Source organism: Niallia alba, from assembly GCF_012933555.1.
Taxonomy (GTDB): Bacteria; Bacillota; Bacilli; order Bacillales; family Cytobacillaceae; genus Niallia; species Niallia alba.
Window position 1 is genome coordinate 3,233,988 of the sequence record NZ_JABBPK010000001.1, and the last position, 12,694, is coordinate 3,246,681.

The 12,694-nt window shown below is 35.3% G+C and carries 15 protein-coding genes and 1 other RNA gene; 7 read left to right on the forward strand and 9 right to left on the reverse strand.

The features are described 5' to 3' along the window. Positions 1-100 precede the first annotated feature (100 nt). From HHU08_RS15590 to HHU08_RS26040, 3 genes are read left to right on the forward strand one after another with little or no spacing between them, the layout of a single operon-like run. Positions 101-1,492 (forward strand): alkaline phosphatase, encoded by a 1,392-nt coding sequence (locus HHU08_RS15590; protein ID WP_169188817.1) that lies wholly within the window; start codon positions 101-103, stop codon positions 1,490-1,492. A gap of 59 nt (positions 1,493-1,551) precedes the next feature. Further along, positions 1,552-2,061 carry a peptidoglycan DD-metalloendopeptidase family protein gene (locus HHU08_RS15595; RefSeq protein ID WP_169188818.1) on the forward strand — a complete coding sequence of 170 codons (510 nt, stop codon included), beginning with the start codon at positions 1,552-1,554 and terminating at the stop codon, positions 2,059-2,061. A 48-nt stretch (positions 2,062-2,109) separates the two neighbouring features. Next, complete coding sequence (locus tag HHU08_RS26040; RefSeq protein ID WP_456238316.1) at positions 2,110-2,268, forward strand: LysM peptidoglycan-binding domain-containing protein; 159 nt, start codon at positions 2,110-2,112, stop codon at positions 2,266-2,268. Between the two features lie 224 nt (positions 2,269-2,492). Here HHU08_RS26040 and ssrS read toward each other — a convergent pair. The 4 genes from ssrS to HHU08_RS15620 form a co-directional block, all read right to left on the reverse strand. Further along, positions 2,493-2,684: non-coding RNA, 6S RNA (gene ssrS / locus HHU08_RS15605), on the reverse strand. A gap of 72 nt (positions 2,685-2,756) precedes the next feature. Then, positions 2,757-3,314 carry an elongation factor P gene (gene efp / locus HHU08_RS15610; RefSeq protein ID WP_016204913.1) on the reverse strand — a complete coding sequence of 186 codons (558 nt, stop codon included), beginning with the start codon at positions 3,312-3,314 and terminating at the stop codon, positions 2,757-2,759. Between the two features lie 12 nt (positions 3,315-3,326). Beyond that, positions 3,327-4,388: a M24 family metallopeptidase gene (locus HHU08_RS15615; protein ID WP_016204912.1), complete on the reverse strand. Its 1,062-nt coding sequence runs from the start codon at positions 4,386-4,388 to the stop codon at positions 3,327-3,329. Positions 4,389-4,604: 216 nt separating this feature from the next. Beyond that, positions 4,605-5,138 (reverse strand): YqhR family membrane protein, encoded by a 534-nt coding sequence (locus HHU08_RS15620; protein WP_205835627.1) that lies wholly within the window; start codon positions 5,136-5,138, stop codon positions 4,605-4,607. 228 nt (positions 5,139-5,366) lie between these two features. On the opposite strand from HHU08_RS15620, the gene HHU08_RS15625 reads away from it, so the two are divergent. From HHU08_RS15625 to HHU08_RS25525, 3 genes are all read left to right on the forward strand, one after another. Further along, the gene (locus HHU08_RS15625; RefSeq protein WP_169188819.1) at positions 5,367-6,311 is read left to right on the forward strand and encodes a DUF1385 domain-containing protein; all 945 of its coding nucleotides are present in this window, start codon (positions 5,367-5,369) and stop codon (positions 6,309-6,311) included. Between the two features lie 197 nt (positions 6,312-6,508). Continuing rightward, positions 6,509-6,898 carry an SA1362 family protein gene (locus tag HHU08_RS15630; protein WP_224427523.1) on the forward strand — a complete coding sequence of 130 codons (390 nt, stop codon included), beginning with the start codon at positions 6,509-6,511 and terminating at the stop codon, positions 6,896-6,898. A 299-nt stretch (positions 6,899-7,197) separates the two neighbouring features. Then, positions 7,198-7,320, forward strand: a complete 123-nt coding sequence (locus tag HHU08_RS25525; RefSeq protein WP_263479764.1) for a hypothetical protein — start codon at positions 7,198-7,200, stop codon at positions 7,318-7,320. A gap of 223 nt (positions 7,321-7,543) precedes the next feature. Here the strand turns inward: HHU08_RS25525 and HHU08_RS15635 are convergent, their stop codons facing one another. Then, on the reverse strand, positions 7,544-8,428 hold the full coding sequence (locus HHU08_RS15635) for a patatin-like phospholipase family protein (protein WP_169188820.1): 885 nt from the start codon (positions 8,426-8,428) through the stop codon (positions 7,544-7,546). A 328-nt stretch (positions 8,429-8,756) separates the two neighbouring features. Between HHU08_RS15635 and HHU08_RS15640 the strand changes: the two genes are divergently transcribed. Then, entirely contained in the window at positions 8,757-8,999 is a 243-nt protein-coding gene (locus HHU08_RS15640) for a hypothetical protein (protein ID WP_016204907.1), read from the forward strand. Between the two features lie 300 nt (positions 9,000-9,299). Here HHU08_RS15640 and HHU08_RS15645 read toward each other — a convergent pair whose 3' ends face one another. From HHU08_RS15645 to vanR, 4 genes are all read right to left on the reverse strand, one after another. Further along, positions 9,300-9,839, reverse strand: coding sequence for a VanZ family protein (locus tag HHU08_RS15645; protein WP_016204906.1), 540 nt, complete (start codon positions 9,837-9,839; stop codon positions 9,300-9,302). Beyond that, positions 9,836-10,756 (reverse strand): VanY-A/VanY-F/VanY-M family D-Ala-D-Ala carboxypeptidase, encoded by a 921-nt coding sequence (vanY, locus tag HHU08_RS15650; protein WP_016204905.1) that lies wholly within the window; start codon positions 10,754-10,756, stop codon positions 9,836-9,838. Before vanY ends, HHU08_RS15645 begins: the two co-directional genes overlap by 4 nt. A gap of 95 nt (positions 10,757-10,851) precedes the next feature. Beyond that, positions 10,852-11,964, reverse strand: coding sequence for a HAMP domain-containing sensor histidine kinase (locus HHU08_RS15655; protein ID WP_169188821.1), 1,113 nt, complete (start codon positions 11,962-11,964; stop codon positions 10,852-10,854). After that, positions 11,957-12,655 carry a vancomycin resistance response regulator transcription factor, VanR-F/VanR-M family gene (vanR, locus tag HHU08_RS15660; protein WP_016204904.1) on the reverse strand — a complete coding sequence of 233 codons (699 nt, stop codon included), beginning with the start codon at positions 12,653-12,655 and terminating at the stop codon, positions 11,957-11,959. The genes HHU08_RS15655 and vanR overlap by 8 nt, the downstream gene beginning before the upstream one ends. Positions 12,656-12,694 lie beyond the last annotated feature (39 nt).

Here is a 12,694-nt window from a genome sequence, read left to right on the forward strand (position 1 = left end):
ATATAGAAGGATGGCACCAAGTGTAAAAAATGGTTAAAAATTAGCTTTTTTTCAAAAGCTATATAAGATTAAAAGCTAAAAAATATAGGAGGAAAAGGACATGAAAAAATTACTTCTCGTCTTTCTTTCCATCAGTTTAGGGCTCTTTCTTTCTGTTCAAACAGCGGGACATAAACCTGCTTTAAGCAAGGAACAAAAAAGAATACCTAAAAACGTTATCTTATTAATTGGCGATGGCATGGGCATTGGGCAAATGGAGATTGCTCGATTATTTGAGCATGGAACAAAAGGAAGACTTTTTATCGAAACACTTCCTCATACCGCTATCGTTCATACATCATCCAACAATAATCGTGTAACAGACTCTGCTGCTGGAGGGACAGCACTCGCACTTGGTAGGAAAACAGATAATGGAATGATCGGCATGACACCTGAGGGGAAAAACGAAGACAGTATTTTAGATAGCTTTAAAAAAGCTGGCAAGAAAACGGCGATTATTACGACGAATTCTGTAACAGATGCAACGCCTGCAAGCTTTACAGCAAGCGTTAATAATAGATGGGCAGACCAAGAGGAAATTGCAAAGCAACAATTAAGCAATAAAGTCGATATTATTATGGGTGGCGGTAAAAAATACTTCACTCGCAATGATAAAAGAGGAATTGATCTTATCGATGCCTATAAAAAGGCTGGATATGATTTTTTAACAACGGCTGATCAATTAGAAAAAACAGATGCGAAAAAAATTCTCGGTTTATTTGGGGATGCTCATTTAAATTTCCAACTAGACAGAAATCATCTCAAAACAACGGAACCATCTTTACAGAAAATGACTGAAAAAGCTTTAAATGTTTTAGCAGATGAAGAAAAAGGTTTTTTTGCAATGATAGAAGGAGGCCGAATCGACCATGCCTCCCATTCATCAGATATTACAGGAATATGGAAAGAAACCATTGCTTTCGATGATGTTGTGAAATATTGTGTAGAATGGGCTAATAAACGAAAGGATACTTTAGTTGTTGTTGCTGCCGACCATGAGACAATGGGGGTTTCTGCCACAGAAGCAATGGATATAAACGGGCTTAAAGACATTTCTGCCTCTCCACATTACATGGCACAACAATTAAGCAAGAAAAAAACAGGCAATGGTTATACGACAAACAGCATCCGGAAGGTTTTTAAAGACTATGCAGCTATTGATTTAAGTAAAGAAGAGCTTAAGCAATTCCAAACAAATACAATGCGAAACAAAGGACAGGTTTATCTTGAGCAACAAATTGACTGGAAAATCGGCAATATAATCGCCAACCATTATCACGCCGGCATCATACAACCGCAAATACAGCAGCTTAGTGATACAGGAGGACATACAAGTAATATGATTGTTGTTTTCGCAGTTGGAACAGGTGCGGAAGAATTTCATGGTGTGCTAGATAACACTGATATTCCGAAAAAAATCGCCGCAATTATGGGGTATGATTTCCCAAAATAAAAAGGTAGTCCAACCAAAAATAATCACTTCATCATATGCTATCATGAGGTGATATTACCATGTTTTCAAAACCAACTTCGGTAACATATATATCAAATGGATTCCACTCAACAGGTAAGGACAAACATTTCGGTGTGGACTTTGCAGAAAATGGAATCAATGCAATTAGGGCAAGTGCTGATGGAACTGTTACTAGATCCTATTATTCAGCAAGTTACGGAGAATGCATTATGATTCTTCATCAAATTTCTGGACAAGAATATGAAACAGTATACGCCCATTTAAAAAGTGGTTCTCGAAAAGTAAAGGTTGGAGATTCTGTCAAAAAAGGACAAGTTATCGGCATTATGGGCAGTACAGGAGATTCAACAGGTCAGCATTTGCATTTTGAATTACATGTTGGCCGCTGGAATGTCCTTAAGTCTAATGCAGTTAACCCACTTCCATATTTTGAAACAGATACTAAAGCAACTACCTCTAATAATAAAGAATATATTGTTAAAGCAGGCGATACACTGTATCAAATTAGCAGGAAATATAATACAACCATCAAAGTACTCTCAGCTTAAAACCAAATAGAAAATCCAAATCTGCTAAAAGTCGGGCAGAAAATCAAAATACCATCCACACAAGCTGTCTATTATGTCGTAAAAAAAGGAGATACAGTCAGCCAAATTGCGAAGATGTTTCATACAAGTGTTGGTAAAGTGAAGGAATGGAATCAATTGAGGGATGTCAATAAAATATACCTAGGACAAAAATTAAGAGTAGGATAAATTCGTAATCCTACTCCTTTGGAAAATTTTCATTCGTTTTTCTTAAGTCTATAACTAAAGCCCTTTTCATTTCATTAAGTATTTTTATTTCCTGCTTATAAGAAACGATAACGCCATTATTACAGCGTTTATATTTTCAACACAAGTATTTTCCAGAGAAAATCCAGAAAATAGGAGCCACTATATTTCCATGGAAAAAGGAGGCAATCAAATGATTACCTCCTTTTCCAGCCGCATTTGCCGCTTAGGTGTATGGAGTTTCAAAACCTGCTCCACCAGGTGGGTGTTCGCAAAAGCTCTCATCATATGTCCTAATGACGAATGGCATTAGGCCTGCTGATCCTTCTTTAATATAGAACTCCCTAAATATCGATAAAGGTTGAAACTTCATACGATAACGTACAACGCAGCTTCTATGTTTTTATCATACATGAATTTTTACCGGAATGCAAATGGTAAAATTAGTATATTACCTACATTTTAGAACATTATGCACGAGAAACATAGCTAGCTTCTGTTGTGTTAATAATTAAACGGTCCCCTTGATTAACGAAGAAAGGAACTTGAACAGTTAGACCTGTTTCCATTACTGCAGGTTTTGTACCACCTGAAGCAGTATCTCCTTTAATACCAGGCTCAGTTTCAGCCACTTCTAATACAACTGTGTTTGGAAGTTCTACACCTAGTGTTTCTGATTGATACATCATTATATGGACTTCCATATTCTCTTTTAGGAATTTTAATTCGTATTCAATTACAGAATCTGAAAGCTCAATTTGATCATAAGATTCTACATCCATGAATACGTGCTGGTCGCCGTTTGCATATAAATATTGCATTTTACGATTATCAATTTGTGCTTTCGCAACTTTTTCCCCAGCTCTAAAAGTTTTTTCTTGAACAGCACCTGTACGTAAATTTTTTAATTTTGAACGAACAAACGCTGCACCTTTACCAGGTTTAACGTGTTGGAAATCAAGCACGCGCCAGATTCCGCCGTCTACCTCAATTGTTAAACCTGTCTTAAAATCGTTTACTGAAATCATGCAGTAATCCTCCTATAAAATAATCAGTTCTTTCGTTGAATGGGTTAAAGCTTCATTATGATCTTTTGTTATTATTGTATCATCTTCAATACGCACTCCACCAAGACCTGGAATATAAATACCTGGTTCTACTGTTACTACCATACCTGGTTCTAGCGGAGCATTATTACGGAAGGATAAATTTGGTCCTTCATGGACTTCTAATCCTATTCCGTGGCCTGTTGTATGTCCAAAATACTCTCCATACCCTTTTTCAGTTATGTAATCACGAGTAAGTGCATCTGCTTCGACACCGGTAATTCCTGGTTTAATGCCTTCCATACCCTTCAGTTGAGCAGTTAAGACGATATCATAGATTTCTTTTAATTTCTCATCTGGGTTACCGATCGCAATTGTTCTCGTAATATCAGATACATATCCATTATAATACGCACCATAATCCAATGTAATGAAATCACCAGCTTCAATCACTTTATCGGATGCAACACCATGTGGCAAGGCAGATCTTTTTCCTGATGCAACAATAGTATCAAAAGAAGATGAAGTGGCGCCTAATTTTCTCATAAAAAACTCTAATTCATTCGAAACTTCCAATTCTGTTTTCCCAATCTTGATAAAATCAAGGATATGAGTAAAAGCAGCATCAGCAATCTTAGCAGCTTCCTTTAATATCTTAATCTCTTCATTTGTCTTAATCAAGCGTAACTTTTCAATTATCCCCGAAACTGGCACTAATTCTCCTTTTACTACCGTTTCTAGCTCCTTATACTGCGTAAATGTAGTGTAATCTTGTTCGAATGCTAAGTTCTTTATCCCTAGTTTCTCTGCTTGATTAGCTACTTCTTGAAGAATTGCCCCTTTATGCTGAACGATATCAAATCCAATACATTGATTTCCCGCCTGCTCTACATAGCGAAAATCTGTTATAAATAAAGCCTTTTCCCCACTAATTAAGACAGCTCCTGAAGAACCTGTAAAGTTGCTAACATAGCGTCTGTTATAAGTGCTAGTTATTAAAATACCATCTGCCCCAACTTCTGTTAGTGCTTCTCTTACTCTTTTAAGTTTCTCCATTTAAATCCTCTCCCTCACTTTATACGCATTCCTAGAGGCACAGTTCTTCTTAAAGCCTTAACAACTTCTAGATAAGGTAATAATCTGAATGATGAAAAAGTACACTCATGTAAATCATTTTATCATAAATACGCTTGAAATACAGACAAAATAGCATGTAAACAAAGATATTAGACTCCCTAATTAGCTATGAGTAATTAACAGGAAGAAAACTTTTTATTCTCCTTCATTACCTGTTAAAGTCGTAGCTGGCTTAGTTTCTTTCCATTTTTTTATTTGAATTTCATTTTCTTCATAGGAAATTGTATATCCAACAAAAACTCCATATAAAATGTATAAACATACAGATGTGATAATCGTATCTCTTTTCAACTCTAAGAAAGGCGCCATACTTGGAAAAATTGGATTTAAAACAATAAATACACAAGCAAATAATGCAATTCCAAACCCCATCCCAATATAAACGGTCTTAAATTTTCTAAGCATTAAATAATAAGCAAAAGCCGCACCAGTGGAGAAAAAACCAATTGCGATAATACTGATCACTGTTCCAAGCCAACCATATTTCCAACTTCCTATAGCCCAAGGTTCTAAAATAATATTAGGACGTATTTCCGTAAAATTAAAAACATACCCAACGTAACCAATTAAAGACCAAAAAATACCGCCAAACATCCCTGTCCAAATAACTAAGGCAATAAAAGACATCGGTCTATCTTTTTCATCGTGTGATTGTTGTTTGTTCTCCATAATATCCACCTCCGACTAGTAGTATGTCCCATTCCTTTTCTTTCCTTGCATTATTCTTATTTATGATTAATTAAAAAGAAGGATTAAGATAGGATGTGATGTCACGCTAGTGGTTTTTTGAATTTTTTAGTAAGATAGTATTAGGGGAAATTACAACCATAAATATTCTTCATTATATAGAAGCCCGTTGTGTTCACCTAATTTATCCTGAGGTTGGTGTAATTGTACATGTCAAGTGAACAAAAACCATTATACGGAGGTCAGGCTGTTGTAGAAGGTGTTATGTTTGGAGGTAAACATCATTATGTAACAGCTATAAGACGAAAAGATCAGTCGATTGATTATTTTCATCTTCCAAGAAAGTATAATACAAAGCTAGCAAAATTTAAGAAAATCCCATTCTTAAGAGGTCTTATTGCCATAATCGAATCAAGTGGGAACGGAACAAAACATTTAAATTTTTCAACAGATCGATTTGATCTTGACCCTTCAGAAGATTATAAATTGGAAGAACAAGAACCATCTAAACTATCCATGATTTTAGGAGTAGCAGTTCTAGGAGTGCTTTCCTTTCTATTTGGAAAATTCATCTTTACGCTTATTCCGACCTTTCTAGCGGCTATGTTTATGCCGATTATTTCTGGTCATGTTGCTCAAATCCTACTAGAAAGCTTTTTTAAGCTTATCCTTTTACTTGGATACATTTACTTTGTTTCACTAACACCTATTATAAAGAGAGTATTTCAATATCATGGCGCCGAACATAAGGTAATCAATGCATATGAAAATGGAAAAGAATTAACGATTGAAAATGTCCAAGCAGCATCAAGATTACATTATCGCTGCGGATCAAGTTTTATTCTTTTTACGGTAATTGTCGGACTATTCCTTTATTTATTCTTCTATCCAGAGAATCTGTTTGAAAGAGTATTAATCCGAATTGCCTTAATTCCTTTCGTTATTGGCATTTCTTTTGAAGTACTTCAGATCACCAATAAATTAAGAGAGGTTCCTGTATTAAAATACCTTGGATTACCAGGACTTTGGCTGCAATTATTAACAACAAAAGAACCGAGTAATGAGCAAGTAGAAGTAGCAATCCTTTCCTTTAATGAATTAAAAAGGCGTGAAGAAGAAACAGAAGCACAATTATCAAAAGCAATGGTTGAATGAGCAAATAAAAAGGGTATGATGGATAATAAAGGGAAATAGATTCAATATAAATACAAGATTGATCTACACATACTATTTTTTTGTTAAAAATCTTTTTCTGAAAACTTTTTCATGTGAACAATTTAGCCTTTTTTGAATAAACTTTTCTTAATAATAGTTTAAAAGTTAGAAAAAATGCTCATCATGCTTTTAGGGAGGTGGCTTTTTTGAAGAACCGATTTTCAATTATTATATTTGGAAGTATCATTTTCTTTGCTTTCATTGGCCTAGCTGTAAATTTAATTAAAAATCCAACAGGATTTTTTCTAAACATTGCTGTCATGTTTGCTGTCGGTGCCATTATCTGGTTCATTTATCGCCATTTCAGTACATCTAGTCCGCAAAAAAGAGAACAAAGAGCTTTTCTAAAAGCTGCAAAGCAATCAAAAAAGCGACTACAAACTAGAGAAAAATCACCAATAGCACAACAGCACTCAACCAAATCCTCTTCCTTAAAAGCCAATAAGCATAAACGAAGCAAAAGTACAGCTCATTTGACTGTTATTGAGGGGAAGAAGAGCAAAAGAAAGAATCGAGCCTCTTTATAAAGAGCTCGATTCTTTTTTTATAAATGGCTGTTTTCTAAAGGATTGTTGTTTTTCAATCGAAAAAAAGAATTAGTTGGAAAAATGGAGCAACAAACTTTACGAAAACAGCCTTATAAATTAATTCTCTCTTGGAATGCATTACTTCTATACTCCTCTAAAAGTGCATTTATCCCACCTTAACTAACAGTAAAACTCAGTCTCAAACTTTTGAGAATTCGAGGAAGATCACTTGAGATCAACTATTCGTAAAAAGTCCAATTGGTTCAACTAACCTTCAGGGGGGTTGAAGGGGAAAAGTGGTGTTCATCAAGCGAATGAACGCCAAAATGCAGAGGAACAAACGAAAAAGTGGCGTTCATCAAGCGAATGAACGCCAAAATGCAGAGGAACAAACGAAAAAGTGGCGTTCATCAAGCGAATGAAAACCAAAATGTAGAGGAACAAACGAAAAAGTGGCGTTCATCAAGCGAATGAAAACCAAAATGTAGAGGAACAAACGAAAAAGCGGCGTTCATCAAGTGAATGAAAACCAAAATGCAGAGAAACAAACGAAAAAGTGGCGTTCACCAAGTGAATGAAAACCAAAATGCAGAGGAGAAAGGAAAAAAGAAGGACTCCCCCCACTAGATGGTTAGTTTCACTTTATCAATAAGTCCATGTTTTAAAAAACTTTATCGCACAATCTCTTCCTAATTGAATAAGCTTTTCTTGATTTTCTTTCGTTAAGGAAAATTCTGTCGCCACTACTCCTTCTGTTGGTACAAAGATAATATTTTTTTCATGTTTTCGGGAAATATATCTAGAATCATGAGCATCTTTCATCGTTTCAAACATCGCTGCAAATAAATCGATTGCATTATGAATTTTATGTTTTGGATGCTCTTTGATATTATGGCTTAATTTAATTCCTAAAACGGGCCTTGTTTTCAGAACGTTCTCTTGATCGAATAGCCACATCGGGAAATTACTGAGCACACCTCCATCCACAATCACATTTTTATTTGACTTACTCCCAATTACTACAGGTTCAAAAAAATAAGGAAGACTACAGCTCATTCTAACCGCCTTTGCAATGGAAAAGGTTTGAGGGTTGATTCCGTATTTAAGCAAGTCATCTGGCAGAATCATTAATACTCCATTTGTAATATCTGACGCAATGAAACGTAATGATTGCGGAGGTATATCTGCAAATGTTCTTAATCCTTTTGCGGCTAATTTATCTGCTATCCACTTTTCTAATTCCTCTCCTTTATATAATCCCAACTTCCAATATAGAAAAAACCATTTCGCGAGTGGAAAGGGAATGAGCAATTTTCTTTCATCTAAAAAAGTGCTTAAATCCAGTTCCTCCAATAAATTAGCTATTTCTTTACTCTTATATCCTGCGGCAATTAAAGCTGCAACAATGGATCCAGCGCTCGTTCCTGCCAGTCTAGCAAAATGAAAACCTCGCTGCTCTACGACTTCATATGCCCCTACTAATGCTAACCCCTTAATTCCTCCACCGGAAAAGACTCCATCAATATACATACTTTTCCCTCCTTTTAACAACCAACTAAGACAATTGAAGACAAATGTAAGGAATTCTCCATCTCTATACTCAAATTTAGTATTTCGAAGGGGAAAATAGTACAACAGACAAGTTAAATGTTCACACATTTCCGTTCATTCAGTAGAAAACACAATAGAAAGATTGTTGTAAGTAGAGATAGGCGTTTATATCAAGCAAAAAAGGAAATAGACACATACACTATCCCGAAAGATGAAAGTGCACGCACTTTGTTTGTTCACAAACTAAAGATAATGTTTGAAATGGTGATAGTGCTAGAAGTTAGTTAGAAAAAGAGGAGGAGATTTTATGCAGAATCATTTCATTTATGCAAATGATGTGAGAAGAATACGTCCGGGCTTTGGAATCGGCAGACCGGGGTTTGGTTTTGGAAGACCAGGTTTTGGATTTGGCGGTGCTGGCTTAGGACTTGGTTTAGGTCTACTTGGTGGATTTGCTACTGGTGCTTTACTTGGTCCAGCATTATATGGAGGATATGGTTATCCACCATACGGATATGGGTATGGCATCCCGCCTTACGGTTATTATTGAGACCAACTTTCAGAAAATAGATACTAACATTTTCAATATATAGAAGGCTGTGCAGATTAGTTTGCACAGCCTTCTTCCGTACCTTTTTTATTCGATTTGATCAAATTGGATCTTTCTTTGTAAAGTATTGTTTAGTAGTCATTTAAAAATCGATAATTTTTCCAGGCGAAAACTTCATCAATAATGCCACTTTGGGAATTACTTTGGAGCTTCTGTTAGCTGATTTAACACTATTACCTAATTCACCGCATCCCCTTCCCATTTTGCTAAATAACGGTACAGTTCTTCTTTCTCGATATTCTAAATCTTCTGTTTTTCAACCATATCTCCATCTTGTTCAACGCCTGATGTATTAACTGTAAATTTACGATAAAGCTTGATCGCACCAAAGCCAATTAATCCCCCAGAGGTATTTAATAGTAGATCATCTACATCAAAAATTCCGAGTGAAAAAACGACCTGTAGACATTCCAAGGATAAACTTAAAATAAAGGATTGGCCTAATACACCTCTGAATGATATCCCCCTTTTTTTAGACAATAATACAAGAAATATTCCAAAAGGGATGAACGCTGCAATATTTCCAACAAAATTACTTAAATCATGCCAGCCCGATAGACTCTGAATATTAATAGATACTGTTTTTAATGGGATGAAATTGCCTCTTTGCAATTGGTACACGAGATTATCAGGGTTCCCAAGATTCCTCTGAAGTTGAGACATGAGGAAGGTCGTATCTCTCCAACGGAACTTAAATAGAATGATTTTAAATAATTCGCATATATAAAAGATAAAAAGTGCTAGTACGATAATTCTATGCATTATTTTCGATTTACTCATTTTGCCATCCTTTCCCTTTTTAAGTTAGTATTTGTTGATTCAGGAAGTACTGTGACAATTACACCATCCACGTTGTTGCCTGATATCTCATAACGAAGATTGTCCGGCACAAGAACATCAGTATTTTTTTTAACAGGATAATAAAAGATCTCATATTTTTCTCCGTTTACACTCGTAGAAAGTTTTTTTTCTTCTTTTAAGTAATCCAAATATTCTTCCAAAGCAAAATTCTTTTCCTCCATAATCGCACTATGCGGCAATCCAACATAGCGAATATGCCAAGGTTCATATTGAATTCCAGTAACTTCTGTTTTATCCTTTGGATAGCGTAAAATAAAGCCATATTTCCAAGCATTATCTTCTAACCACTGACCTTCAGGTGCTACCTCCATCTTCGTTAGAGTTGATCCCACATCAAGTGATAAACCTAAATTGTGTTCGCTATAGCCTGCAGGCAAAGCATAGTCAGAGCCCATTTCTTGATAAAGCACATTTTGCTCATCGAAGTCTCGAAAGCCACTATTAATTAAGAAATGGCGAACCCCCTCTTTTTCAGCAGCAGCTATCATTACCGAAAATTTACGGGCAACATCCTTTGACAATTTAATTTCGTTATCAAGCAACCCGTAACCAGTTGTCAATTCTCTATGCATAAATAAATTTACAACATCTGATTTTATACTCTCTTGGTGAACCGGATTTTCACTATTAACCAAAAGTAAATTTCCTTGAAAGATTTGTTCTTTCGTAATCGCTATCGTTTGGAAACCTTCAGAAGTCTCGCTATTATCTATAGGATCAATGTTATTTTTTTCATTTCCTTCAACTTCAACTTTATTTTGAATAGACCATTCTTTATTGACAAATACAAAACTCAGACATATTACTAACAACAATAAAAAACCCCACTTCTTCATTTCACGTTCCTCCTATTCTCTTCTAGAATAGGAAAAACTTTTTAAATAAAGAGTAGGGTAAAATTTAAATTTTTCTTAAATCCTTTATGAAAGATTTAAACTTGGTCAATTGGAACACTTTCTTGCGGTAAACGAACTTCAAATACAGTCCGTATTAAACTACTTTCAGCTGTAATCGTTCCATTATGTTGCTCCACAATATTCTTTGCAATGAATAAACCAAGACCTGTGCTATCTTCCTGGTGAGTACGTGCTTTATCACCGGTATAAAACATATCAAAAAGATATGGAAGTTCATCCGCTGGAATACTATCTCCATAATTTACAACTTGAACAACCACTTCTTCTCCATCAACAAAGCCGTTTATATCTACAAACTGACCATCGTATCCATAACGATTGGCATTGGTTAAAAGATTTTCAAACACACGAGCTAACATCTCCCCGTCACCCAAAATAGGTAAATGGGGTAAAATATTCATTCGAGCGATCAAATCATTTTTCTCAAAAACAGGATACAATTCTTCTTTTAATTGGAGAAGTAGGTCACTTAAATTAATTTGCCTTTTTTCAACTGGTAACATGCCATAGTTCATTCTAGTTATTTCAAATAATTCATCAATCAGTCTTTCTAACCGCTGCGATTTAGTAAAGGCAATCGTTAAAAAATGCCTGACTTGTTCTTTAGTCAACTTCTCATCTTTAAGGATTAAATCTAAATAACCTAAAACAGAAGTTAGTGGAGTCCGCAAATCATGGGCTAAATTTACAACTAATTGCTCCTTACTGTTTTCTGAAAAATCGCCTCTTTGTATGGCTTCTTCTAATTTTTCACTTGCCAGATTAATTGCTTGGGCAATATCTCCAAATTCATCATTTGAATGGATATAAACTCGATGTTTAAAGTTGCCACGAGCAAGATAAGTAATTCCATTTGATAATTCATTAAAATAGGTAGAATAGGGCTTAGTAAGTAAAAAGAAAAACACGAACGAAAGGGAGATAAATAGTATAAAAAAGAAGTTAAAGTCTCCGATACTGCCTATGAATTGACGAAGTTCAGCTAACGGGTCACCTCGACGAACAGTTGCATGATAATAAAGCTGTAGTCCTTTAAAGAATAAGTAAGTTATTATACCACCGAGAAGCATACTTAGACCAAATAATACGATTATTTTAGCGCGAAAACTGCGTATAAATTTAGCCATTGAATGTATACCCCACTCCCCAAACGGTTTTGATTAGCTTGTTTTTCCGCTTATCTTCTCCAAGTTTTTTCCTTAGGGTGCGAATATGTACCATTACCGTATTAGCCCCTTCAAAGTATGCATCCCCCCACACTATCTGAAAAATATTTTCTACACTATAAACTTTCTTTGGATGACTAGCTAATAAATACAGAATGTCAAACTCTTTTGGCGTTAGCTCGACTGTTTCACCATATAGCAAAACTGTACGTTGATCAGGAGAGATCACTATTTCACCAAATTCCAAAATAGTTTTCTTATCCGCTACTTTGGGTTGATTCAACTTCATAAAGCGCCGCAATTGCGCATTCACACGTGCAACCAATTCGATTGGCGTAAATGGTTTAGTCATATAATCATCTGCCCCAATCACTAGTCCATGTACCTTATCGAAATCAGAGGTTCTTGCACTCAAAAAAATAATAGGCATATTATATTGTTCTCGAATCTGACGGGTTACTTCATATCCATCCATTTTCGGCATCATAATATCCAAAATCAGCAAATCAATTGATTGAGCCTGGGTAACATGTATAACTTCTTGGCCATCATGTACTTTAATGACATTATATCCTTCCTTTTCTAGATGAATTGCGACTAGATCAGCTATCTCCTCCTCATCATCAGCAATTAAAATTGAAATTTGTTTCATTTATTCCACTCCATTATCAAGTTATGTGCGGGTATTTTC

Excerpts from the sequence above, each read along its gene's own strand:
- HHU08_RS15590 (WP_169188817.1), top strand. The coding sequence starts at position 101 with ATGAAAAAATTACTTCTCGTCTTTCTTTCCATCAGTTTAGGGCTCTTT.
- HHU08_RS15595 (WP_169188818.1), top strand. The coding sequence starts at position 1,552 with ATGTTTTCAAAACCAACTTCGGTAACATATATATCAAATGGATTCCAC.
- efp (WP_016204913.1), bottom strand. The coding sequence starts at position 3,314 with ATGATTTCAGTAAACGATTTTAAGACAGGTTTAACAATTGAGGTAGAC.
- HHU08_RS15615 (WP_016204912.1), bottom strand. The coding sequence starts at position 4,388 with ATGGAGAAACTTAAAAGAGTAAGAGAAGCACTAACAGAAGTTGGGGCA.
- HHU08_RS15620 (WP_205835627.1), bottom strand. The coding sequence starts at position 5,138 with ATGGAGAACAAACAACAATCACACGATGAAAAAGATAGACCGATGTCT.
- HHU08_RS15625 (WP_169188819.1), top strand. The coding sequence starts at position 5,367 with ATGTCAAGTGAACAAAAACCATTATACGGAGGTCAGGCTGTTGTAGAA.
- HHU08_RS15635 (WP_169188820.1), bottom strand. The coding sequence starts at position 8,428 with ATGTATATTGATGGAGTCTTTTCCGGTGGAGGAATTAAGGGGTTAGCA.
- HHU08_RS15640 (WP_016204907.1), top strand. The coding sequence starts at position 8,757 with ATGCAGAATCATTTCATTTATGCAAATGATGTGAGAAGAATACGTCCG.
- HHU08_RS15645 (WP_016204906.1), bottom strand. The coding sequence starts at position 9,839 with ATGAGTAAATCGAAAATAATGCATAGAATTATCGTACTAGCACTTTTT.
- vanY (WP_016204905.1), bottom strand. The coding sequence starts at position 10,756 with ATGAAGAAGTGGGGTTTTTTATTGTTGTTAGTAATATGTCTGAGTTTT.
- HHU08_RS15655 (WP_169188821.1), bottom strand. The coding sequence starts at position 11,964 with ATGGCTAAATTTATACGCAGTTTTCGCGCTAAAATAATCGTATTATTT.
- vanR (WP_016204904.1), bottom strand. The coding sequence starts at position 12,655 with ATGAAACAAATTTCAATTTTAATTGCTGATGATGAGGAGGAGATAGCT.